The sequence below is a fragment of the Haemophilus parainfluenzae ATCC 33392 genome (assembly GCF_031191205.1).
Classification (GTDB): domain Bacteria; phylum Pseudomonadota; class Gammaproteobacteria; order Enterobacterales; family Pasteurellaceae; genus Haemophilus_D; species Haemophilus_D parainfluenzae.
On record NZ_CP133470.1, the window covers coordinates 1,014,274 to 1,036,939 of the forward strand.

Annotated in this window: 18 protein-coding genes and 3 pseudogenes; 10 read left to right on the forward strand and 11 right to left on the reverse strand. The window is 40.7% G+C overall.

The genetic code is table 11. The features are described from left to right. Window positions 1-11: 11 nt before the first annotated feature. Genes RDV53_RS05040 through RDV53_RS05050 form a run of 3 tightly spaced genes read right to left on the reverse strand, consistent with a single transcriptional unit; the run spans window position 12 to window position 2,640 of the window. Complete coding sequence (locus RDV53_RS05040) at window positions 12-845, reverse strand: PTS mannose transporter subunit IID (protein ID WP_032822538.1); 834 nt, start codon at window positions 843-845, stop codon at window positions 12-14. A gap of 10 nt (window positions 846-855) precedes the next feature. After that, window positions 856-1,653 (reverse strand): PTS mannose/fructose/sorbose transporter subunit IIC, encoded by a 798-nt coding sequence (locus RDV53_RS05045; protein ID WP_005695178.1) that lies wholly within the window; start codon window positions 1,651-1,653, stop codon window positions 856-858. Window positions 1,654-1,671: 18 nt separating this feature from the next. Further along, window positions 1,672-2,640 (reverse strand): mannose/fructose/sorbose PTS transporter subunit IIB, encoded by a 969-nt coding sequence (locus RDV53_RS05050; RefSeq protein WP_080553563.1) that lies wholly within the window; start codon window positions 2,638-2,640, stop codon window positions 1,672-1,674. A 297-nt stretch (window positions 2,641-2,937) separates the two neighbouring features. Between RDV53_RS05050 and RDV53_RS05055 the strand changes: the two genes are divergently transcribed. From RDV53_RS05055 to RDV53_RS05065, 3 genes are read left to right on the forward strand one after another with little or no spacing between them, the layout of a single operon-like run. After that, the gene (locus tag RDV53_RS05055) at window positions 2,938-3,414 is read left to right on the forward strand and encodes a DMT family transporter (RefSeq protein WP_005695181.1); all 477 of its coding nucleotides are present in this window, start codon (window positions 2,938-2,940) and stop codon (window positions 3,412-3,414) included. Window positions 3,415-3,462: 48 nt separating this feature from the next. After that, window positions 3,463-6,198: a YdbH family protein gene (locus RDV53_RS05060; RefSeq protein WP_005695182.1), complete on the forward strand. Its 2,736-nt coding sequence runs from the start codon at window positions 3,463-3,465 to the stop codon at window positions 6,196-6,198. After that, window positions 6,195-6,401, forward strand: a complete 207-nt coding sequence (locus RDV53_RS05065) for a YnbE family lipoprotein (protein WP_005695183.1) — start codon at window positions 6,195-6,197, stop codon at window positions 6,399-6,401. The genes RDV53_RS05060 and RDV53_RS05065 overlap by 4 nt, the downstream gene beginning before the upstream one ends. 95 nt (window positions 6,402-6,496) lie before the next feature. On the opposite strand, the gene ygiD is transcribed toward RDV53_RS05065, so the two are convergent. Continuing rightward, a complete protein-coding gene (ygiD, locus tag RDV53_RS05070) occupies window positions 6,497-7,282 on the reverse strand; it encodes a 4,5-DOPA-extradiol-dioxygenase (protein WP_005695184.1) in 786 nt (261 codons plus the stop codon). 303 nt (window positions 7,283-7,585) lie between these two features. Between ygiD and RDV53_RS05075 the strand changes: the two genes are divergently transcribed. Both RDV53_RS05075 and RDV53_RS05080 read left to right on the forward strand, forming a co-directional pair. After that, window positions 7,586-7,954, forward strand: a complete 369-nt coding sequence (locus RDV53_RS05075) for a rhodanese-like domain-containing protein (protein WP_005695185.1) — start codon at window positions 7,586-7,588, stop codon at window positions 7,952-7,954. A gap of 251 nt (window positions 7,955-8,205) precedes the next feature. Next, complete coding sequence (locus RDV53_RS05080; RefSeq protein WP_005695186.1) at window positions 8,206-9,087, forward strand: pirin family protein; 882 nt, start codon at window positions 8,206-8,208, stop codon at window positions 9,085-9,087. A gap of 129 nt (window positions 9,088-9,216) precedes the next feature. Here the strand turns inward: RDV53_RS05080 and RDV53_RS05085 are convergent, their stop codons facing one another. Continuing rightward, on the reverse strand, window positions 9,217-9,660 hold the full coding sequence (locus RDV53_RS05085) for a MarR family winged helix-turn-helix transcriptional regulator (protein ID WP_005699716.1): 444 nt from the start codon (window positions 9,658-9,660) through the stop codon (window positions 9,217-9,219). Between the two features lie 12 nt (window positions 9,661-9,672). After that, window positions 9,673-10,080 (reverse strand): SRPBCC family protein, encoded by a 408-nt coding sequence (locus RDV53_RS05090; RefSeq protein WP_032822537.1) that lies wholly within the window; start codon window positions 10,078-10,080, stop codon window positions 9,673-9,675. A gap of 1,067 nt (window positions 10,081-11,147) precedes the next feature. Between RDV53_RS05090 and RDV53_RS05095 the strand changes: the two are divergent. Further along, window positions 11,148-11,749, forward strand: a pseudogene (locus RDV53_RS05095) (transposase); the annotation flags it as partial. Window positions 11,750-11,803: 54 nt separating this feature from the next. On the opposite strand, the gene RDV53_RS05100 reads toward RDV53_RS05095, so the two are convergent. Continuing rightward, complete coding sequence (locus RDV53_RS05100; protein WP_032822536.1) at window positions 11,804-13,147, reverse strand: FAD-dependent oxidoreductase; 1,344 nt, start codon at window positions 13,145-13,147, stop codon at window positions 11,804-11,806. 139 nt (window positions 13,148-13,286) lie between these two features. On the opposite strand from RDV53_RS05100, the pseudogene RDV53_RS05105 reads away from it, so the two are divergent. The 4 genes and pseudogenes from RDV53_RS05105 to RDV53_RS10235 form a co-directional block, all read left to right on the forward strand. Continuing rightward, a pseudogene (locus RDV53_RS05105) lies at window positions 13,287-13,649 on the forward strand (transposase); the annotation flags it as partial. A gap of 98 nt (window positions 13,650-13,747) precedes the next feature. Continuing rightward, the gene (locus RDV53_RS05110; protein WP_005695193.1) at window positions 13,748-14,629 is read left to right on the forward strand and encodes an MBL fold metallo-hydrolase; all 882 of its coding nucleotides are present in this window, start codon (window positions 13,748-13,750) and stop codon (window positions 14,627-14,629) included. Window positions 14,630-14,748: 119 nt separating this feature from the next. Next, window positions 14,749-16,512, forward strand: a complete 1,764-nt coding sequence (locus tag RDV53_RS05115; protein ID WP_005695194.1) for a monovalent cation:proton antiporter-2 (CPA2) family protein — start codon at window positions 14,749-14,751, stop codon at window positions 16,510-16,512. Window positions 16,513-16,588: 76 nt separating this feature from the next. After that, window positions 16,589-16,696, forward strand: a pseudogene (locus tag RDV53_RS10235) (IS5/IS1182 family transposase); the annotation flags it as partial. A gap of 605 nt (window positions 16,697-17,301) precedes the next feature. Here the strand turns inward: RDV53_RS10235 and RDV53_RS05120 are convergent. The 4 genes from RDV53_RS05120 to RDV53_RS05135 are packed head-to-tail and all read right to left on the reverse strand — an operon-like array spanning window position 17,302 to window position 22,549. Beyond that, window positions 17,302-17,712 carry a hypothetical protein gene (locus RDV53_RS05120; protein ID WP_005695195.1) on the reverse strand — a complete coding sequence of 137 codons (411 nt, stop codon included), beginning with the start codon at window positions 17,710-17,712 and terminating at the stop codon, window positions 17,302-17,304. A 1-nt stretch (window position 17,713) separates the two neighbouring features. Continuing rightward, window positions 17,714-19,753: a hypothetical protein gene (locus tag RDV53_RS05125; RefSeq protein WP_005695196.1), complete on the reverse strand. Its 2,040-nt coding sequence runs from the start codon at window positions 19,751-19,753 to the stop codon at window positions 17,714-17,716. A gap of 2 nt (window positions 19,754-19,755) precedes the next feature. After that, window positions 19,756-21,276, reverse strand: coding sequence for a site-specific integrase (locus RDV53_RS05130; protein WP_005695198.1), 1,521 nt, complete (start codon window positions 21,274-21,276; stop codon window positions 19,756-19,758). Continuing rightward, entirely contained in the window at window positions 21,263-22,549 is a 1,287-nt protein-coding gene (locus RDV53_RS05135; protein ID WP_005695200.1) for a site-specific integrase, read from the reverse strand. The genes RDV53_RS05130 and RDV53_RS05135 overlap by 14 nt, the downstream gene beginning before the upstream one ends. Window positions 22,550-22,666 lie beyond the last annotated feature (117 nt).

Here is a 22,666-nt window from a genome sequence, read left to right on the forward strand (position 1 = left end):
ATCATAATGTATTAGGCTAATACACCAAAATGATAGCCTAAAATACCTACGCCGAATAGGGCGAAGATGATGTACATAGCGTTGATTTTTTTACGTAATAAATACATACATAAGAAGGTTAAACCTAACGCCGCAAGGCCAGGGAGAAGATCGTTTAACACGCTTTGTACTGTGGTCACCACTTCTTCGCCCATTTGGTTTTTATAACGGGAAAGTTCTAATGGAATATTAATACTTGTCCATTTCGATACCAGCGAACCCATGACAAAGAGACCGAGGATAGACGCCCCCTGCGTCAATTTTTGCAAGCGACCACCGCCCATATCATTAACGATTGTGGTGCCTTTTTCATAGCCATATTTAAAGCCATACCAACGAGTTAACCCACGGCAAAGGTTAATACCGATGAAGAAAAGCAATGGCCCTAAAAGGTTACCGGTAATGGCTAAGCCCGCACCAAGTGCCGCTAGTACAGGACGTAATGTTCCCCAGAAAATTGGGTCACCTACACCGGCTAATGGCCCCATTAAACCGACTTTCACCCCACTGATTGCGGAGTCATCAATATCGTTACCGTTTGCACGTTCTTGTTCCATCGCGGCGGTTACACCGATGATAGATGAGGCCACCCAAGGTTGGGTGTTGAAGAATTCTAAGTGTCGTTTTAATGCCGCTGCTTGATCTTCTTTTTTGCTGTAAAGACGTTTAATGGCTGGGATCATCGATACACAGAACCCCATTGCTTGCATACGTTCAAAGTTGAAGGAACCAAGCAAGAAAGTTGAACGCCAGTAAGTGCTACGAATATCGCCTTTTGTTAATGATTTTTTAGTTTGTTCAGTCATAATTTCTTCCTTATAGTCCTTCAAGTTCATCGTCAGCTAATTCACGTTTTGCAACCGCTTGTGGTGCAGTTGATTGATGGAAACGTGGGTTTAATTGAATGTAAATCATCGCTAAGCATGTGCCTAAAATACCGAGACCGACAAGGTTGTAATTGGTGAAAGAGGCGATTACGAAGCCTAGGAAGAAGAATGGCATTAATGCGCCTGCACGCATCATATTGATTACCATCGCATAACCGACGACCACGATAAAGCCACCGGCGATTTGTAAACCGCGAGTGACCACTTCAGGAATGGCGTTCAATGCTTCAGTCACCGTATCCGTACCTGCCACTAACGCAACGAAGAAGGTTGGAATTGCCACACGTAAGGCTTGTAATGCAAGACCGCTAAAGTGACAGAATTCAATGCCACGGAAGTTGGCTTTTGCGGCAAAATCATCGGCTTTGTGTTGAAGGAAGATAGTTAAAGTACGAACGAAGATAGTTAATACTTGACCTGCCGCGGCCACTGGAATCGCAATCGCTAATGCACTCCCTTTATCTTGGCCACCTTTGATGACGAGGATAGTCGCAATCACACTGGCTAATGCTGCATCTGGTGCCATTGCCGCACCCACGTTCATCCAGCCTAATGCCACTAATTCAAGAGTACCACCGACAATAATACCGGTTTCTAAATCACCTAATACTAAGCCGATTAGGGTACAAGCAACTAAAGGACGATGAGTTTGACGTTCGTCCAATACACTCCCCATACCGCAAATGGCGGCAACGAGTGTGACTAAAATAATTTCCATTGTTGTCATAATGAATTGTCCTCGTAATTAAAATTGAATCGCATCAAGCTCTTTGTGCGTGAGCATTGATTTCGGGCTGCTCGCCACTTGTTGTAAGCTTAATTCCACGCCTTTATCTAAAAGCTGTTTAAATGCCGCCACATCTGTTGGGTTGACGGCAACAGCTTGAGAAATAAGTTTATCGCCTTCGCGATAGGTCATACCGCCCACATTGACCTTATCAATTTTCACGCCACCCTCGATTAAACGCAGGATGTCTGTTGGGTTGGTTACCAACCAAAGAATGTTTTTGCCTGCATATTTCGGGTTGTGATACACCTTAATCGCTTTTTCCACAGGAATCACATAAGCTTTCAAATGTTCAGGGGCGATTTGAAGTAATAAATCACGACGAAGTGGATCATTCGCTACATCATCATTTACTGCAAAAATCGCTTCACATTTCACCGCTTTTGCCCAAGAGGTTGCTACTTGACCGTGGATCAAACGGCTATCAATACGCAACAAGGAAATGTTTATATTGCCAGAAAGTGCGGTTGGATTTGGAGCGGTTTTTGGTGCTTCAGCTGGTTTAGCTGCTGGCGTTGGAGCAGGCTTGCTTTCTTTAGGTTGACGGAAGGATTTTACGGCAGCGACCCCGACTTCTTTCGCGGTTTCTACCAATTCATCTAAGCTGGCGCCATCTTTGGCATCGAGCACTTCTAGTAACATCGGTAGATTAATGCCAGTGACGATATCGGTATTATTTCTTTCACTGGCGACTCGGCTTGCAGCGTTATAGGGGCTACCACCAAATAAATCAACCAGAAAGAGCACCGGTTCGTTTTCAGGCAGCGTGGCAATAATCGCATTATATTTCTCGATTAAATGCTCACCGCCTTCACCCGGTAAGAAAGTCACGACATGGCAGTTTTCATCTTCGCCATACACCATAGCGGCGGAATTGACGATTTCTTCAGAAAACTTACCGTGCGTTGCAACGATAATGTGGGTCATGGATATTCCTCCCATTGAGTTGATAAAATCAGTCTATTTTGCTTTCAATACGTTAGGCAAACGATCGCTTCAAATGGAGTCAAGTGTATTGATTTGAAGATTACCGTCAAATCAAGAATAGTCAAATGGTGATCGAGATCAAATAAACAGGTAAGATGACTTACAACTTTTGAGGTATTTATAAATGAAATGCAAAGTGCGGTAGATTTTTGATTATTTTTTCAGAATGGAAAGCATTTCGCGACAAGACAAATAGGAAAAGGTTAAAATAAGCCAAATTTTCTGTTGGGAGTTTCAATGTTTTTTGTTTATCTCATTATCGCCTTAGCGGCAGGTGTCGCACTCGCGACGCAATCAGCCATTAATACGCAGTTGGCGAAAGCCATGAGTGGCGAAGCGGTGATCGCGACCTTTATTTCTTTTGCAGTGGGAACAATCGTTCTCTTTTTTATTGCTTGGGTAAAAACCGATTTATGGGGCAATTTATCAACCGTCCCTTCACAACCTTGGTGGAAATTAATTGGTGGGATACTCGGTGCAGTTGTCGTGTTCACAACGGTTTTGTTAGCACCTAAGCTAGGCATTACCGCGATGTTATTTTTTATCATCGTCGGACAATTAATTACGGCAGCTACTATCGATCATTTTGGTCTTATCGGAATGCCGATCCGAGAAGTAAATATCACGAAATTTATCGGATTAATTATTGTCGCCTTTGGATTAGTATTTTATTTCTTTGGGGATAAGTTGGTTGAGCTATTTGGGGCGAGATAAGATAGAATACGCCTCTATTTATTGAGTAATCGCGTAATTGGGGAATCTATGCGAAAGCGTTGCCTGTGGGCTTTGATTATTTTGTTGCTCTTGATCGTAGTAAGCGTTGGCTTATTACGCGTTTTTGCGACCCCGAAACGTGTGGAACAACTTGCAAATCATTTTTTAGCACCGCATTATCACATTGAATTAGCCGATGATTGGCAATGGGAAGCAACAGGTTTAACGCTGCCAGAGCTAAAAGTGAAAACAGACCAATGTACCCTCGTAAACCTCAATGATGCGCAACTCACTTGGTGGAATACGCATAGTCTTGATATTGAAAAGGCTAGCTTGAATTATGATTGTTTAACTCATTTACCAAGCGATAACGCTGAAAACACACCACCAAATTTGACCGCACTTTGGGCGGCATTACCTATTTCTGATGTCAAAGTTAAACACTTTCAATTAATAAATACCGATGCACTGAAACAAGCCGCATTGCAGCCTTTTTTATCGGCTGATTGGGCGTTAGATGCCAACTATAATGGCAACCAGTTGGCACTTGAAGCTCAAGCGAATAATGACGGTCTTGAGCTGCATCATCAATCCACTGTTACGCCGCGAGATGGGATCTTCCAATGGACGGGCAATACCGATATCAAACAATCAGGCGATAAAACCTATGATCTTCATTTTACTGCGAATTTTGAGCCTGATCTTTCTCAACTTCCTCAACAAGGAAATGTTTTATTTAACTGGAATAACTCTGAACTCACTGTAACCAAAGGCGAGGCAAAAGTGTCGTGGCAAGGTGCGGATGGTCAGTTAAATGTTCAAGATTTAACAGCAAATTCGCCGTTGTTGGATGTGCCTTTTGTGTTCACCAAAGACGGTTTGGATATTTCATGGGGGAAATTTTATTGGACCTTCGACAGCTATCAACCGATTAAAGGCTTCCTTGGGTTATCTATCCACCGTGCGGCAGAAGGCTTGTTGCCGTTAAGCATTGATATGAACGTGATCTTGCAAACCTTTGGCGAGATGGGCAAAGGGGAGATCGTGATCTCAGGCAAAAATGGCGAAATCGGTGGTGGCGATGACAATAATGAATTGGATTTTGAGCTGAAAACACGTGGGGATTTACGTTATAACTCGACTGTGGCTCTTACCAATTTAACCTATCATTTTGGCGGGATTTTTACACATCCCGTGGTGTATTTTTATCCTGGCTCGGTCTTTAAAATGGATACTGTGCAACCCGATACCAAATTGCATGTTCGTTTACCGTTAGATGACATTATTATCGGTCGTTATGGCTTAGAAGGGCGTTTGCAAGCAACGTTGAATGGCACAACCCCGCAGTTTGAAAATCTCAATTTAAAATTAGACGGAAACGCCCACGAGTTTATTGCGGGTATTAAAACCGTGTTTGATTTCCGAGATGAAGAACACAAGTTGCAGTCAGTAGAAAAACAAGCGACAAACCGTTGGGATTGGATTATCAATGGAAGTGCAAACTGGAAATCCTTAAATACGCCAGTCAAAATGGAAGGTAAAGGATTTTGGGAAGCCGATCATATTGAATTAAATCAACTTTCTGCTCATTCCAAAGAAGTCAAAATGAAAGAGGTAAAAATGGCGCCACTTTCATTGGAACTTAAAGATCGACTTCGTTGGGATTATGAAGAAGAACATCTTCGAGGCTTGTTGCAAGCAAAAACAGATTGGATTGAACTGGCTTATGGCGGTCGTTTTGTTTCGCCTGTTTTTGGCTTAGGCATTGATGGTAAGAGTATCAGTAACTTCAATTTTGCAGGTGATTTAAAGGCGGGCTCGCTTGGACCTTTAGATGTTTTGGGTGTATATCAGAATAGTGCACTTTCAGGTGAAATCAGCTGGAAAGAACAATCCGCAAAAGTATTCCAATCACTCTTCCCACAAAAATGGAACTGGTTAATTCATGAGGGAAGCATCAAAGGACAGAGTAAATTCGTGATTAATACCAATGGCGTGAAAATGGGTGGAGAGCTGAATCTGAAAGGCGGCAAAATCACCATGCCAGATGGTGAAGTGTATGGCTTGAATATTCGCTTCCCAATGAATTATGAAAACGAGGCATTACAAGTGGCTGCGGGCAAACCCATTCATATTTCGACTAAAAATATTCGCTATGGCGCGCTTTCTGTCGCAAATGGGGAATTAGATTTATTCGGGCGCTATCCGAATACCATGAAAAATCCACTTATCTTAAGAAATGTGAAACTTTCCTTATTTGATGGTGAATTGACAGTACCTCAGCTCACTTTTCCACAAAGTAAAATGGCGACACTTTCTTTTACCAATATCGATTTGGCCCAAGTGTTAGCTTTGGCACAATATAATCAAGTAACCTTAACCGGCCGTGCTAATGCGACCTTGCCATTTTGGCTGGGTCATAAAGAATGTTTGATTTGTAATGGCACGTTGGAACAGGTGGGAAATGTGTCCATCAAATTAACGGATGAAATGGTGAAAGGGCTGAAAAAAGGCGGTTGGACAGAGAATATTCTGGTGGATTTATTAAAAGAAATGGAACTGCAAAATTCTCATGCGGCGGTGACACTCGATCCTAAAGGGCAAATGACGTTGCGTGCGAGTATTAGCGGATTTAATCCAACCAAGCGAACCCATAATCCGATAACGTTAAATTATACGCACCAAGAAAATATGTTTGAATTGTGGAATATGATTGACTATGGCTCACAATTTGAACAAAATCTGCAATATAAACTTTATAAGCAATTAGACAAAGACAAATGATAAAACACCTTAAATTTCAACCGCACTTTTTTATTTTTGCGGCTATGTTTACACTCACAGCTTGCACACCGACCATCCAATTGGATACACCAAAGGAAGGCATCACCATTAACATGAATGTGGTGGTGGACCACAATATTAAAGTGGAAATGGATGAGAAATCTCAAAAAGCTGTGGGTGAAGTAGAGCCTGCGAAGAAATAATTGAATCAATTAAAAAGGCCATCTGAATGTTAGATTTCAGATGGCCTTTTTCTTTTAAAGTGCGGTCAGTTTTCCAAATGTTTTTTGCAAATATGTTATCCCACTAAAACCGACGTCATGCTGAGAGATCCTGCAATCAAATTATCATTGAAAAACGTAATTTCGTCTTGTGGTTCGCGTAATGCTATGATGTACAGCAATGGCAAATAATGATCTGGTGTTGGCACAGAAAGCTCGGCTTTTTCGCCTAACTGTTCATAATGCACCAAAGTTTCATCATCTTGTGTCGCAATCGCCTGATTGACTGTTTCACGGAAAGCAAATGCCCAGTCATAACCCGCGCCGATTTGGTCGATATGTTCCCAACTTATCGCTCTTAGATTATGCACAATGTTGCCGCTCCCAATAATCAACACACCTTGTTCTCGCAAAGCAGATAATTTTTTTGCCAAATTGAAATGCCATTCTGCTGATTGCAAGCGGTTAAGGCTCAGTTGCACCACGGGAATATCAGCATCAGGATAGAGATATTTCAACACCGCCCAAGCACCATGATCAAAACCACGCGTTGGATTTAGCTCAACATTTTCTGGCTGTAATAATGACTGCACTTGCTTTGCTAACTCAGGCGAACCGGGCGCAGGATATTGCACTTGGCTGAGTTCATCAGGAAAACCGTAGAAATCGTAAATCATTTCAGGGTGTTCACCTGATGTCACCTGCAAACGGCTGCTGTACCAATGCGCTGAAATCATCAAAATGGCTTTGGGTTTTGGAAAGTTTTGTGTAATTAGGCTGAAATTCTGATTGAACGGGTTTTCTTTATCTAACACGTTCATCGGGCTACCATGCCCAACAAACAATACAGGCATTTTTTTCATTATTTTCTCCTCAATATTTGATGGGGCAGATTGTACGGTTAAATCTTTGTGTGAAAAATACTACTTTATGAACAACATCTTTTACTAATCAGAAATAATGAATAATGAGGTTTAGATAGATTGATGTGTTAAATAAGGTAAATATTACAAAGTGGGGTTAAATTTTACGAAAATTTTACTTAAAATTTACTTCATTTACAGTTTATTATCTTTATATTTAGGCGTATGATGACTATTAGTTTTACATATCCCCTAAATTTATTTAGGTAAATATATTATTTCTATTTAATAGGAGATTGAATAATGAAAAAATTATTCACAGCAGTACTTTCTGCGGCAGCCATTGCTGTGCCGTTTTTTGCTTCTGCGAATACTTCGCCACAAACAGAACAAAGTGCAGTACAACCGGAAAAAGCAAAAGGTGTTTGGATTGATGTGCGTTCAGCCGAGGAATTTAACGCAGGTCATTTACAAGATGCGGTGAATATTCCACACGATAAAATCATTGAAGGCGTTAAAGCGATTGGCTCAGATAAAGATGCACCGATCAACCTTTACTGTCGTAGCGGTCGCCGTGCCGAAGCCGCACTCACTGAGTTGAAAAATGCAGGCTATACCAATGTAATCAACCATGGCGGTTATGAAGATTTGGTTAAAAAAGGTTTGAAATAAACAACATATTATTTAAAGCAAAGATCCCCTAGATTCAGAATTTAGGGGATTTTTATTATAAAGAGCGGTTAAATTTTTAGGTGTTTTTGTAAATTCTCTTCAATTGTTCTTTTATATCAGCTTAATTTTAATTGTTTCCTTTTGGTAAAATATTCTTCAATTAAAGTCATCTTTATCTCTTATTTTTGAACCATATAATACTCTCGCATTGGCAGAACGATAGGTTCTACAAATTAACAAAGGAGTTTTATATGAAAAAAGTTGCAAATGTTTTTACTGCCCCAGCAAAACATTGGGTAGGAAATGGCTTTCATGTCGCCTCGATGTTTAGTTATCACGATAAAGATAAAAATCTCGATCCATTTCTTTTAATGGATTACAACGAACCCAAATTTTTCCAAGGTGGTCGTCGCGATGATTCTAAATTTGCTTTACGTGGTGTCGGTGAACATCCTCACAGAGGTTTTGAAACGGTGACTATTGCTTATCAAGGTGAAGTATCGCATCGAGATTCACATGGCGGTGGTGGTACTATTGGTGCGGGTGATGTTCAGTGGATGACAGCCGGTTCTGGCGTGATGCATGAGGAAATGCACTCTGAAAAATTTGCTAAAGAAGGCGGTTTGTTCGAGATGGTGCAGTTATGGGTCAATTTGCCGGCAAAAGATAAAATGACAACGCCTAAATATCAAGCGATTAAAGCTGAAAATATTCCGGTCGTGGCATTACCGAATAATGCAGGTTCAGTCAGAGTTATCGCTGGCGAATTACTCGATACGAAAGGCCCTGCGGATACATTCAGCTCAATTAATATGTGGGATACCACAATGAATGCGAATGTTGCCTATATGTTCAGCGTGCCAGCAAGTCACAATGTGATTATCCTTGTATTAGATGGCACGATCCAAGTCAGTGGCAACGTAATTGCTCGGCGAGGTGAATTGGTTACCTTTGAGCGTGGTGCTGCAGATGTGTTGATAGAATCCAATAATACTGCAAAATTATTGATTCTCACTGGGGAGCCTCTCAATGAGCTTGTTGTAGGATATGGCCCATTTGTTATGAATAGTCACGAAGAAATCCTTCAAGCTATTCATGATGTGCAATCAGGTAAATTTGGAAACTTAACCTAAAATAAAGCCACTCGAAAGAGTGGCTTTTACATTTATAAATGATGTTTTATAGCTATGCTCTATTTTTGAGTTTCAAATGTAATATGGATCTGTCAAAATTGACAACTCCATAAATTATAAATAATATTCTTATTCTTTGTTTAATCTAACAAGAAAATGCTTAAATTGTTCTTCGTCGTTATCCAACTTTCCGAAAAAAAACTCATCAATTTGCTCAATTAACGGAACAGCTGTTTGTAATATTTCTTCTCCTTTTTTGTTTAAAATAACAACTTTTGCTCTCGTATCTCTTGAATGTTCTTTTCTTTTCACAAAATCATGTTTTTCCAATAAACTCAATATTTGAGATACCGTCATGACATCTATTTCTGAGAGTTTTGAAATCATAATTTGTGTAACTTCATTGTCATTTTGCGATAGATAAGCAAGAGAAGCTAAAACAACAAATTGAGGGTGTGTCAAATTTATTTTCTTTAACTCTTTTTTTATCATAAGATGCCATTTATTGTACACCCTCATGAACAACAATCCTGTTGATTTTTCTGAATTGTCTTTATATTTTGATGTAAACAAACAGCAATCACCTTATTTTTCCAAACGATTTTTTAGAATAAATATAGACTGAGGAACATCTGAAAAAACTTGTTTTAAAAATTCCAAATGTTGCTCATCTTCACTATCTAAAATCACAGTGTGTTTTATATTCACGCTTCCGTCATTATTATCAATTATTTGATGACCGAAAAGAATATCTCCGAAAGGAGTTTCTGTTTTATCCCAGAATTCTTCAAAAGGTTTTACAAGAGTAAGCTGATATTCCATAGGAGGCATTCCTTCAAGCTCCATAGTTCCGCATGAACCAGTTTCAAATTTACCTTTCAATGTAATGTTTTTTAAATCTTCTTCCCAATTATACCATTTTTCAATATTTGCATAGTACTCCCATGCATCTTCTTTTGTAGCTTTGATTTTCAAACTAAAACTAAATTCCATTGTAATTCCCCCTTTGATCATATGCGTGCTTATTATAAGTCAACTTACAATGTTGTCAACAAAATTTATACCTGGGATATTATTCTTTAGTTTTTCCAAATGACAGAATAATTTTTCTTAATCTTTTAAGTTAACTCCTACAGACCATGCACAACTATTCTTTTCCCCCGATAGCGCAAATATCCACGTTTGGGCCTATTTTTCTAAGGATTAATCAATAAGCAAATGGCCTTACAAGCTCTTTTTGAGAGAGATTGGCAAAAATCCCATTATTTCAGTGCTAATGAAATTCCAAGGCAGACCTACACGTTGATGCTGTTATAGTATCGGTGATTGCGTAATTGCTTCCTAAAATTCTCTATTTTCTTATCACGATAAAAAGTGCGGTTAAAACTTACGATATTCAAGTTGGAAAAACTCACAGAAAAATGACCGCACTTTTATGCTAAAAATGCCCCGACTTTATGTTATAAAAAAAGGTCTGACATAACTTCAGACCCTTCATCATGTTTAAATTATATGTAACTCAGAATGGTTGTTTCTATATAAGGAAAGAATGAAAAATAAAACTCTAATTATTTCAACTTGTTGCAATCAAATATTGATGACTTCCTTAAAAATACGTAAAAATAACCCTGATAACAGAGTAATTATATCATTATATTTTACAATATTAACGTAAAATTTTTACACATTGCTTTCAAGAGCCAACCATTTATGTTCTCTGTTTTACTTTTTGAAAATAAAAACAGAGGACTTCTATACTTTGGTGTAAATAATTCTCTTGAATAAATTTCTGTTCTATAGCTATGCTCTATTTTTGAGTTTCAAATGTAGTATGGAGCTATCAAAATTGACAACTCCATAAATAATATTCTTATTATTTGTTTAATCTAACAAGAAAATGCTTAAATTGTTCTTCTTCGTTATTCAACTTTCGAAAAATAACTCATCAATTTGCTCAATTAACGGAACAGCTGTTTGTAATATTTTTTCTCCTTTTGAGACCTTTGCAAAATCCCCCCAAAATCCCCTAAATTCCCACCAAGACATTTAGGGGATTTTTCATGAGCACCTTCTTCCAACAAACCGCCCAAGCCATGATTGCCAAACACATCGACCGCTTCCCGCTATTGAAGTTGGATCAAGTGATTGATTGGCAGCCGATCGAACAGTACCTGAATCGTCAAAGAACCCGTTACCTTAGAGACCACCGCGGCCGTCCAGCCTATCCCTTGCTGTCCATGTTCAAAGCCGTCCTGCTCGGACAATGGCACAGCCTCTCCGATCCCGAACTCGAACACAGCCTCATTACCCGCATCGACTTCAACCTGTTTTGCCGTTTCGACGAGTTGAGCATCCCCGATTACAGCACCTTATGCCGCTACCGCAACTGGCGGCGCAAGACGACGCCCTGTCCGAATTGCTGCAACTGATTAACCGCCAACTGACCGAAAAAGGCCTAAAAGTAGAGAAAGCATCCGCCGCCGTCATTGACGCCACCATTATTCAAACCGCCGGCGGCAAACCGCGTCAAGCCATAGAAGTCGATGACGAAGGACAAGTCAGCGGTCAAACCACACCGAGTAAAGACAAAGATGCCCGTTGGACAAAGAAAAACGGTTTATACAGACTCGGTTACAAACAACATACCCGCACCGATTCTGAAATCGCTTTCAGATGGCATTTCCGTATCAAGTGCGGTCGTTGTACAACTAGTTTTTTAGCAGCCCGCGAACAAATCGTTCAGCCCTTCGGCGATGGTCGGGTGGGTGAAGATTTGGTTTTTGACATAGCGGGCAGGGACGCGGAAATCGATTGCCATTTTAAACAGGTTGATGATTTCGTGCGCTTCGGCGCAGAACAGGGTTACGCCGAGGATTTCGCCGCTGTGCGCGTCTACCACGGCTTTGAGCAGGCCGTCGGTTTGGTTGAGGATTTTGGCTTTCGGAATCGCGTCGGCTTTCAGTTTCAACACTTTCACCTCGCGCCCCGATTGCTGCGCGTCGGTTTCGGTTAAGCCGATATGGGCGAGTGGCGGCTCGGTAAAGGTGGCGGTCGGGAACGGGGTGCGGTCGGCGCGGTTGCGTTTGCCGTCGCCGAAAAGCTGTTCGCGCACGATGCGGTAGTCGTCGAGCGAGATGTAGGTGAACATCGGGCTGCCCGCCACGTCGCCCATCGCCCAGATGTGGTTTTTGCCTTGCACGCGCAGATGGTCGTCAACGAGGATGAAGCCGCGCGGGTCGGTTTCGATGTCCGCGTTTGCCAAGCCCAATCCTTGCGTGTTCGGCACGCGGCCTACGCCCACCAGCACCGCGTCGGCGGTAAATTCGCCTTGCGAGGTGATGACGCTGGTGTCCGCCGTATTGTCGCGGAACGCTTCAATTTTCACGCCTTGCAACACCTTGATGCCTTTGCTGTTTAATACGCGCAGCATTTCTTCGGCGATGTCGCGATCTTCACGCGGCAGGAAGCGGTCGCCGCCGTCGAGAATGGTGATTTCGCTGCCGAAAGCGTGGAACATAAAGGCAAATTCCAAGCCGATGTAGCCGCCGCCGATGATGACGAGGCGGCGCGGGCGTTCGTTCAGCGCGAGCACACCGGTGCTGTCCAGTACGCGCGGGCTGTCTTCGCCCGCCACGCCCAGGCGGCGCGGGGTGGCACCGGTGTTGATGAAAATGCGTTCGGCGGTAAGGGTTTGCTCGCCGCCGTCTGGGTCAGTCAGTTTGACCGTGCGATCATCGAGAAACTCAGCGCGCGCGTTGAGCACGGTTACGCCGTCCAGATTGTCCAGTTTGGCGAAATTGGCGGCGCGCAATTTCGGAATCAGGGTGTTTTTCGCGTTCATCGCCGCCGCAAACACAGCCGCTTTGTCGGCGTTATGCCCGCGCTGCTCGCTCTCGACAATCAGTTTTTTGCTGGGAATACAGCCGATGTTGATGCAAGTGCCGCCGTACATCTGCGCCGACTGTTCCGCCAGCACGACCTGTTGCCCGTGTTTCGCCAAATCCGCCGCCAGCGTTTTGCCCGCTTTGCCAAAGCCGATAATAAGATTTTGTGTGTGCATAATTTGTCTCCGTGAAATGATGGATTGCGCACCAATTATAGACCTTATCGATTTGTTTTTACATAAGACCCTTGCAAAATCCCCCAAAAATCCCCCAAAAATCCCCTAAATTCCCACTAAGACATTTAGGGGATTTTTCATGACTACCTTCTTCCAGCAGACCGCCCAAGCCATGATTGCCAAACACATCGACCGCTTCCCACTATTGAAGTTGGATCAGGTGATTGATTGGCAACCGATCGAACAGTACCTGAATCGTCAAAAAAACCGTTACCTTCGAGACCACCGCGGTCGTCCCGCCTATCCACTGCTATCCATGTTCAAAGCCGTCCTGCTCGGACAATGGCACAGCCTCTCCGATCCCGAACTCGAACACAGCCTCATTACCCGCATCGACTTCAACCTGTTTTGCCGTTTCGACGAACTGAGCATCCCCGATTACAGCACCTTATGCCGCTACCGTAACTGGGTGGCGCAAGACGACACCCTGTCCGAATTGCTGGTTGCCCCGCCTTTTCCGCCCACGCCGCGCCTGCTTACACGCCTGCGCCCAATCAGGTCAAACAAGTCAAAACCCAAGCTCCGGGCTATTTTCGCCAAATGGTCGGCGATTTTGAAGTAACCGCGCTGTATGACGGATTTTTGTCTACCGACCCCAAATTGTTCCAACCATACAGCCAACGCTCGCTTGATGATTTGAACAAAATACTAAACAACAATTTCCGCTTACGCGAAGCAGACGGCGGCGTGAATACCGCTGTGATTGGTTTTTTAGTGAACACGGGTAACAATTTGATTTTGCTGGATGTCGGTGTGGGCGGCGTGGACATCATGGGCAAAAACGCAGGACGACTGGTGGACAGCCTAAAAGCCGCAGGTTATCGCCCCGAGCAAATCGATTTGCTGATTCCGACCCATATGCACTTTGACCACATCAGCGGACTTACGCGCAACGGCAAACGCGTTTTCCCAAACGCCACGTTGCTATTGGCGGAGCAAGAAAAAGGCTTTTGGCTGGATAAAAACATCAACGAATTGCCCGAACCTGTACGCGGCTTGGCAACGCTGGCGCGTGAAGCCGTAGCGCCTTATGCCAAAGCAGGTAAAGTGCGTTTTTATCAGAGTGGCGAAGAAGTCGTACCCGGAATGCGCTCGCGCCCCAGCCCCGGTCATACGCCTGGGCACAATGGCATCGAGTTCACTTCAAAAGGACAAACCATGCTGGTGTGGGGCGATTTGATGCACAACCACACACTGCAAATGCTTGATCCCGAAATCGCCATTGAGTTTGACAGCGACCCCAAACAGGCACGCGCCAGCCGCCAAGCCGCGCTCAAAGATGCCGCCACACGTAAAATCTGGATAGCTGGCGCACATATGCTCTTCCCCGGCATCGGACACATCCGTGCGGAAAGCAACGGCAGCTATACTTGGGTACCGGTGGAATATACCCCGATCGAAATCGACGGCAAAGTGCAATAAATTAACAAAAACCGACCGCACTCTTCTTAGAGGAAGCCGTCAAATGACGACTTTTTTGTGTTACGGCGATTTTTCTTTATAATACGAAAAATTTTTATGAATTAACAAAGGCAGGAATTATGGCAGTAGAAGCAGCTGACGGCGATTTATTGCACGTGGTGGTGTTATTGGGGGCGGCGGTAGTTGCCGTGCCGTTATTTAAACGTTTAGGTCTAGGCTCGATTCTGGGTTATTTGGCTGCGGGGCTGGTTATCGGACCCTTCGGATTAAAGCTCATTACCGATTCCCACGCTATTTTGCATATTGCGGAATTCGGCGTGGTGATGTTTCTGTTTTTGATCGGGCTGGAAATGAAGCCGTCGCATTTATGGAAATTGCGTAATCAGATTTTCGGCTTGGGTACCCTGCAGGTGACGATTTCCAGTCTGTTCCTTACCCTAATCGGGCTGGCTTACGGTTTTTCTTTTGTGATGTCGTTTATTTCGGCGGTAGGTTTTACACTCACCTCCACCGCAATGGTCATGCAGATTATGGACGAACGTCATGAAATCAGCACACCGCAAGGTCAGCGCATTGTCTCCATTTTGCTGTTTGAAGATTTGCTGATTGTGCCCATGCTGGCGATTGTAGCATTTCTAGCACCCGATAATCCCAATGCCGTTGCCGATGCCGTACCGCTATGGCAGAAAATCGGTGTTGCCGCGCTTTCTTTGGCAGCGTTGATTGCGACAGGTATTTGGCTGCTTAATCCCCTGTTTAAAATTCTGGCAAAATCCAAAGCACGCGAGGTGATGACTGCCGCCGCGCTGCTGGTGGTACTCGGTGCGGCTTATTTAATGGAGCTGGGCGGTCTGTCTATGGCGATGGGTGCGTTTCTGGCGGGAGTGCTGCTGTCGGAATCCGACTTCCGTCATCAGCTTGAAGCGGATATCGAACCGTTCCGAGGCCTTTTGCTCGGGCTGTTTTTCTTAGCTGTCGGGATGTCGCTGGATGTGGCAACGGTGTTCAATAACTGGAAGGTAATTCTTTCCGCCACTGTACTGATGATTATCTTGAAATGCCTTGCCATTTATGGAGTGGCGCGTTTTGCCAAAGCAAGCCATCACACCGCGATACACCGCGCCGTACTGATGTCGCAGGGCGGTGAATTCGCCTTCGTATTACTCGCCTCCGCTGCCGCACAACAGGCGATTAATGCGGAAGTGCTAGCGAATATGACGGCAATCGTGGTGCTCTCCATGATTACGACACCCTTCAGCGTTATGCTGTTCGACCGCTGTTTCAAAGAACCCCGCGCAGCTGCGGCAGTGGACGATGTGGAAGAACATGCGGGCGAACTCAACGGCAACGTGCTGATTATCGGATTCGGGCGCATGGGGCAGGTGGTCAGCCAAATGCCGCTAGCCTACGGTGCCACCATTTCCATTCTGGACAACGATCCCGACATCATCAACGTCGCACGCGAATACGGTTTCAAAGTCTATTACGGCGACGCCACCCGCGCCGACGTGCTGCATGCCAGCGGCGTGGAACACACCGACATCGTAGCGGTATGCGTGGACGACGGAGAAAGTGCGGTCAGAATTGTGGAAAATATTCATCATATCAACCCGAACGCCAAGGTGTTCGTGCGCGCCTGGGACAGACGCAATGCGCTGGCCCTAGTGAAAGCGGAAGCGGATTTCGTAGTGCGCGAAACCTTCTATTCTTCCATGAAAATGGGCGATGAAATCGTCAAGGCATTGGGTGCTAGCGTGCAGGAATTACGTGCCGTACACAACAAAGTACGCGACGCCGACAAAGAACGCTTCGCTTTGGAAATTGCCGGCAAGGAATTTGAAGGGCGCAGATTACTGTTGGGGAATATAAAGAAAAATTCGTAAAATAGAGCGCACTTTTGTAGCTACAAGCGATGGAATTTAAGCGAAAAATTGCAAAACACCGCACTTTTTACGCCCGGCGGCCTATTTCGAGCTGATTAAAGTGAGTGCGCAAAGCCATCTGAAGGCGATGTGTTTAAACCTGTTGAAAGCGGCCAACAGGCTAAGTGTGTCTGTTGCCGCCTAAAAGGCGGCCCGGATGCCTGATTATCGGGCGTCCGGGGATGATTAAGGGGGTATTTGGGTAAAATCAGGAGGTATTGGGGGCGGAAACAGCAGAAAACCTGTGTTTGGGTTCCGGCTGTTGGAGGAAAGGCTTTTTTGCAAAGGTCTCACCCTATCTTTAAAACGTTTTTGTAACTCCCCTCTAAAATTGGCTATTTTGAGGCGTTTTGTGTGGAATGATTGCGTTCTGTAGTACGGGGTGATTTTAGGGGGGAGTTACAATTTAAAGATCTCAAACAAAATTAAATAAGCATAATGGATTAACAAAAACTCACAAGATTATGTTTATAGATGTAATGGACAAAATTTAGGCTGGAATATCTCTTAAAACTATATACTATATGCATTTGCGTGGATTGAAAGTGATGAATCAAAAAACTGCCCTTTTTGTGGTAAAAAATACATTAGAGAGAATGGTTAGAAATCAGGGAAACAGTAGTATAAATGCCTGACCTGTAATCAGCAGTTTTTTAGGTGGTAAACGCCTCAATAATCAAACTTTGTAAATTTCAAAATTTCATCTTGGGCGATGCGGAAATGATATATGAAATGTTTAGTCAATCCGGTTTACCGATGTTGTCTATTAACTGCAATAAGTGGCTTATTTAGCTTATCTTCCGTCATTCCATGCATATATGCATTATATTGCCATACAATAAATTGTTGCTTATATCGCTCATTGATTTCTTCCAATCGTTGTACCTGAGCTTTTAAATTCTTAACTTGCTTTTGCAGATAATCCATTGTTACATTTGGTTCTGGATTAGCCTTTGCCTTTTCTTTAATTTTTTGTTTTTGTTTGCTAAATGCCTCTTGTATATCTGGATAATTAGCTAGTGATTGTCTCTCAATGCTTTTAACATTCAATAATTCTGAAACTTTAGAACAAAGTAAATCCCATGTTAGTTTATCTTCCCAAGTCTTAATCATCATGATGATATCTTCTAAATTTTCTTCTGTAACAAGAATTTTTGGCATACTATAACTCCATTAGTCTATATAACTCATCGTCTAATTTAGCTGTTTCTGGTTTTTGAATATCTATATCCATTCCTTTTTCTTGTAAAGCTAATTTAACTGGAGAAGGGTCATACTCATCAGGCATTCGTAATAACGATCCATTTGGGATTTCACTATTTTCTAAGAATTTAATTTTAGTTTTTATATGTGTTAATCTCCACCATAGGTTACTTATCCAACGATCTGCTCCAAAAACACCTATTCTATGGTGTTCTTTCGCTTTACTTAATTGCTCTGTTAGTTGAATCTCGCGCTGTTTTAAAATTCCTAAGGAAGACTCTAAACCCTTAATACAAACAAGCTCTTTACATGTTTCACAATCACCGTGACGAGAACATGGAGACATCGCATAATCGTGTTCGCAAATGCCTATTTCTGTTACGGTTGTTATTCCGATTCTATCTTTTCCTAAGTCTTCATAGGTAACAGGAAGATTTAAATGAATTTTATCTAATATTGAAATATCCTCCGAAATGAGTAAATCTCGAGCCGACTCGCTTTTTTCTTCTTCTGTTCTGTGATCATAAGCTTTGTTATCTGCAACTCTAGCTCTTCCTGCCCAGTTAGCTAAAGTTAACTCATCCATTCCACCTCGTTCAGCTTTTGTGCTTAACCAATGTCTTGCATTGTGTGATGGCAATCTTATAAATTCTCCTTTGGATGTGCCTATACAATGCTTTTCCCATAATGATGTTTTAGGGCGAGTTTCAGAATAGCAAAATCTATCATTAATTTGACTCACCGTTGGTAACACAAAAGAAAAACTTTTAGGGGAAAAATCATCATGAAATTCATTTTCTCTGAATAATAACAAAGCCTCAGAAACCTTCACGCTTTTATGTTTATCAACATAAGGCCAATTATTAAATTTTGATGTGTATTTCTTATACAAAAATTTCCCTAGTATCTCATAAGTTATAATTCCATCGTTTTCACTTATTAAATTTTTAAACCATTTAGTATTACAGCTATTTTTGGAATCAATATCTAACACTTCAGCAATTTCACTTTTAGTCAAATGCTTTTGGTATAAAGAATGGGATGGTGCAAGCTCTTTATTGGATAACATCGATATATTAGGATTTTCTTCTGCAAATTTAGCAACCTCTCTAGCCAAAGAGCTTATATTTGTTAAACGTTTAACCGCTTCAACAATAATATCTTGCATACAGCTAGGAACCCATTTTAATCCCTCTTTACCATTTTTTGCTGGTATCCATCGAATACCTAATTGCTTATTTCCTAAGCTATCTTCTTCCCATTCTAAGCAATTAACAGATAAAGACATCAACTCAGAACAACGAGATGGAGCGATCATAAGTAGAGCCATAACAGCTGTATAATATTCAGTTTCTTTGTCTAAATTGGGGGCATCATGAAAGAGTTTAGCAACCAGCATCATTTCTTCATCAGTTGGCATTTTACTGGAGCGGTATTCTTTTCCTTTTTCATCAAGCAATATCGTTAAATCTCTAGGGCGTTTATAAGGACTTTTCCATAAGGGTAGTTGAGGTGTAATTTGATTTTCTCTACAAAAATCAAATAATTTTTGAATTTGATAACCTAATTTATTGACTGATTCCGTACCTTTTTTATATTTTTTTGATACGATATTTTCTACTTCATGAATAACTAAATAATCAAGCTGAAGTATGTCAGCCTTTCCTTTAATATTATAGAGAGCCATTTCAACTATACGTAAAGATTCAATATGTCTGGCTAAATTACGAATGGGATTTAGAGAATAAGTATAACGAATATAGGCTTTGGCAAATTCAATGAATGGTGCAGCTAATGGCTCATATTTATAAGCTGTAGATTTAATTCTTTCTGTGGAAAAACGAACCTGAACTGGATAAATGCTGAATGTTGTTTTCCATTGGTTGTTTTCCCAGCAATCATTTCCAAAGATAGTAAGCTGATTTTTACTGAAATTAATAAATTGCTCTAAATTAGATTTAGGATTATTATCTTTAGGAGTGAAAATTAGATTGTTCATAATCAGTGGCTTCCCATAGTTCTTTTCATATCATTGCAAGCTTGAACAACATATTCAACAGCTAAAATAATACGATCTTTGGATGATGCATAATCTATACTTTTAGTTTGTTTTAAACGTTCTTCCTTTTCTTCATACAACTTATTTAAGATTTGTTGATGAGGGCCATCAATGAGTGGCCTAAACTTAGGACATAAATAACAAGTTTCATAGCCAGTTATACAAAAATCATTTGTTCCACAAGCACCTATCGTATCTATTCCGTTATTGGTTATTAAAGATGTTGGATCGTACCCTCTCTCACTTTCATTTAAGTTAGAAATAATTTTACCTGTAAAGGCTTGAGCGAGTTTTCCCATTTCAGCACCTATAACACGATCAATGTATTGCACTGTATCAGCTGTATTTTCAGTATAGACTTTGACGTTCTGTGTATCTGTGTGATCTAGGAGTTCTGCTATAATCGTTGCTCCAACTCCTTTTCTTCCTAGATTCGTTCCCCTTGTATGACGAAAACGTCTTGCATTAACATGAATGATTTCACCTGTTCGCTCTGAAACAGCTTTTTGATGTATACAGAATTTTCGTAATGCATTTTGCTCCAATGAAGAAGCTGAATAATGAAAAATATCTTTGTTTAATAATGAAAGATCAAAATTCCTATTTTTGATATTCTTCTTCAAACAGCTCCAATCAATAAACACTGGTAATTTCATTTTATAACCAGAAATAAAGGTTTCATCAACCAGACTAAGCAATTTCTTATATTGATATTCCATAAAATTTAGGAGAATTAAATATAAGTCCTCTGTGATAGCAAGCTTTTTAAACGTTTCTCTAAATAATATTCCTCTCTTTTTGGCACTAGGGATATTTAAAAAATAATTCCATGTTCCTTGAGAAATTTCCTTTCTTAGGTCTTCAAATTTTAAATGGCGTATTTGAATAGGTCTTCTAGCTGTAGTTTGAAGTAAGTGAATATATGCATATGTTTCAAATGAAATAAGTTCTTCTCTCCAAAGTCTAGCTAGTTCAGCCATTAAAGCCAAAATTTCATTTTCAGTAAATGCTCCTGTATAAGGGCACCTCATTAATACCGATTTACCTTTCTCATTTCCACTCAATGTAAAGCTTTCTAGTAGAGCTGCAACAGCTTTATCAACTCCATAATAACCATACTCATGCCATGACAGTAAAAAACCCTTTAATGCTCCTAAATACCATTCATGCTCTTTTCCTAGTTTATTTTTCCAATCCAATATTATTGGCACATCAATGATTTCTAAATTAGTTGAAATTACTAATCGTTGAAACTGTTGATACATGTGAGATACGTGATAACTTGAGTATTTTTCGGCATATATTGCTAATGTTTTTCTAAATCCGTCTAATGTTTTTTTATTTATATTTAATATGGGTTGAGAAAAGTTAATTGTGTTGTCTTTACTTATACGCCAAAAGTTTTCATTTTCATCAAATGCATACCCATCTCTTGACTGTCTAAAACGTTTATTCTGACTCATAATTATCAAACTTTTTTTGGAACTCAATTTGAAGATCTAATAATATTTTGTTTGCTTTTTCTCTAATATAGCGTTGATTATAAATATTTCCTGATTTTTCTGATGTATGCCCCATAAGATGTTGCCTCATTTTGGCTTCTTTTTCAGGAGAAATAAAATCTTTATGTGAAGAATCATTATCTACATTCTGGTTATTCTTATCTACTTTTCGTGAAAAATCTAAGTTCCATTCATGACGGAAAATATGTGGGTGAATGATAGAGAACTTAGGATCTACTTTTTTCATTGTTGGTACAATAACATTATCAAAAGAACTTGTACTAATTGGACATCCTTGAGTTTTTCCTTTTCGATGAGTAACAAATAAATATGGATGTGTATTTGCGTGTGGAATTTTAGAACGATAATTCATAATGTAATCATCAATAAGTTGAGCTATTTTCTGCGAAATAGGAAGACGTCTCTCTTTCGTTTTACTTACAGCTTGTTTCTTTCTTGTGTCAAATTTATCATCATGCGTTCGTCTAATTGTGATTGAGGATTTAACTGTTCCTATATCAATAAATTGGATTTGAATTGATAATAATTCTCCTCTTCTAATCCCTAATTCCTTTAATAAGATAAACATTAAATGGTTTCTTTTTCTGATTCCAATATCTTGAAATGGATTATTAGGATTAGAAAAGTTCGCAATAGACATAAACTCATCTAACAATCCATCAGGTAGCTCACTTTCTGGTTTTATAGATAATGTTTTATGATTTTTAGGTCTTGACTCTTTAATTAACTTAATTAGTTTCATCAATTTTTCGATATATTCGTTAGATACATTAATTACTTTAGATAGAAATAATATGTATTCTGAAAGCGTTGTTAGTCTATTATATTGATGACTAAGAGATACTGAAGAATAAATATCAATAAATTGACTCCTGCCTTTCATTAACACACTTTTTTTTGTATTGATTACATTCTTTTGCTTTTTTACATTTATTCTCATATGTTGAATAAGAGATTCTAACTCGTTTTCTGTTAAGAGTACTTTGTTATGAATTAGATCGCTAATAACAAGATTATTCTGTTTTTCCCAATTCATTATCCACTGTATAGTTCCCAGCTTATTTCTAATTGTGTTTACTGCGGATTGATTACGTAGTTCTACAGTTACCCATAAGGTTGAATAAAAATCAGGAATACCAGTTTTCACATTAACCAATAGAGGAAAACGTTCTCCATTTGAAAAAAGGACTGTTTCTAATCTATGCATATCCATTTAATTTACAAAAATATCATATATAAATACTATCAAATTAAAGATATTGTGTCAAAATTAATGTAAAAAAAAGAGAAACCTTGTTTTATAAGATTTCTCTCTGGTTATTATGATGTT

What these genes read in the sequence shown, in the direction of transcription:
- RDV53_RS05040 (WP_032822538.1), bottom strand. Translation starts at nt 845, where the DNA reads ATGACTGAACAAACTAAAAAATCATTAACAAAAGGCGATATTCGTAGC.
- RDV53_RS05045 (WP_005695178.1), bottom strand. Translation starts at nt 1,653, where the DNA reads ATGACAACAATGGAAATTATTTTAGTCACACTCGTTGCCGCCATTTGC.
- RDV53_RS05050 (WP_080553563.1), bottom strand. Translation starts at nt 2,640, where the DNA reads ATGACCCACATTATCGTTGCAACGCACGGTAAGTTTTCTGAAGAAATC.
- RDV53_RS05055 (WP_005695181.1), top strand. Translation starts at nt 2,938, where the DNA reads ATGTTTTTTGTTTATCTCATTATCGCCTTAGCGGCAGGTGTCGCACTC.
- RDV53_RS05060 (WP_005695182.1), top strand. Translation starts at nt 3,463, where the DNA reads ATGCGAAAGCGTTGCCTGTGGGCTTTGATTATTTTGTTGCTCTTGATC.
- RDV53_RS05065 (WP_005695183.1), top strand. Translation starts at nt 6,195, where the DNA reads ATGATAAAACACCTTAAATTTCAACCGCACTTTTTTATTTTTGCGGCT.
- ygiD (WP_005695184.1), bottom strand. Translation starts at nt 7,282, where the DNA reads ATGAAAAAAATGCCTGTATTGTTTGTTGGGCATGGTAGCCCGATGAAC.
- RDV53_RS05075 (WP_005695185.1), top strand. Translation starts at nt 7,586, where the DNA reads ATGAAAAAATTATTCACAGCAGTACTTTCTGCGGCAGCCATTGCTGTG.
- RDV53_RS05080 (WP_005695186.1), top strand. Translation starts at nt 8,206, where the DNA reads ATGAAAAAAGTTGCAAATGTTTTTACTGCCCCAGCAAAACATTGGGTA.
- RDV53_RS05090 (WP_032822537.1), bottom strand. Translation starts at nt 10,080, where the DNA reads ATGGAATTTAGTTTTAGTTTGAAAATCAAAGCTACAAAAGAAGATGCA.
- RDV53_RS05100 (WP_032822536.1), bottom strand. Translation starts at nt 13,147, where the DNA reads ATGCACACACAAAATCTTATTATCGGCTTTGGCAAAGCGGGCAAAACG.
- RDV53_RS05110 (WP_005695193.1), top strand. Translation starts at nt 13,748, where the DNA reads ATGGTCGGCGATTTTGAAGTAACCGCGCTGTATGACGGATTTTTGTCT.
- RDV53_RS05115 (WP_005695194.1), top strand. Translation starts at nt 14,749, where the DNA reads ATGGCAGTAGAAGCAGCTGACGGCGATTTATTGCACGTGGTGGTGTTA.
- RDV53_RS05120 (WP_005695195.1), bottom strand. Translation starts at nt 17,712, where the DNA reads ATGCCAAAAATTCTTGTTACAGAAGAAAATTTAGAAGATATCATCATG.
- RDV53_RS05125 (WP_005695196.1), bottom strand. Translation starts at nt 19,753, where the DNA reads ATGAACAATCTAATTTTCACTCCTAAAGATAATAATCCTAAATCTAAT.
- RDV53_RS05130 (WP_005695198.1), bottom strand. Translation starts at nt 21,276, where the DNA reads ATGAGTCAGAATAAACGTTTTAGACAGTCAAGAGATGGGTATGCATTT.
- RDV53_RS05135 (WP_005695200.1), bottom strand. Translation starts at nt 22,549, where the DNA reads ATGGATATGCATAGATTAGAAACAGTCCTTTTTTCAAATGGAGAACGT.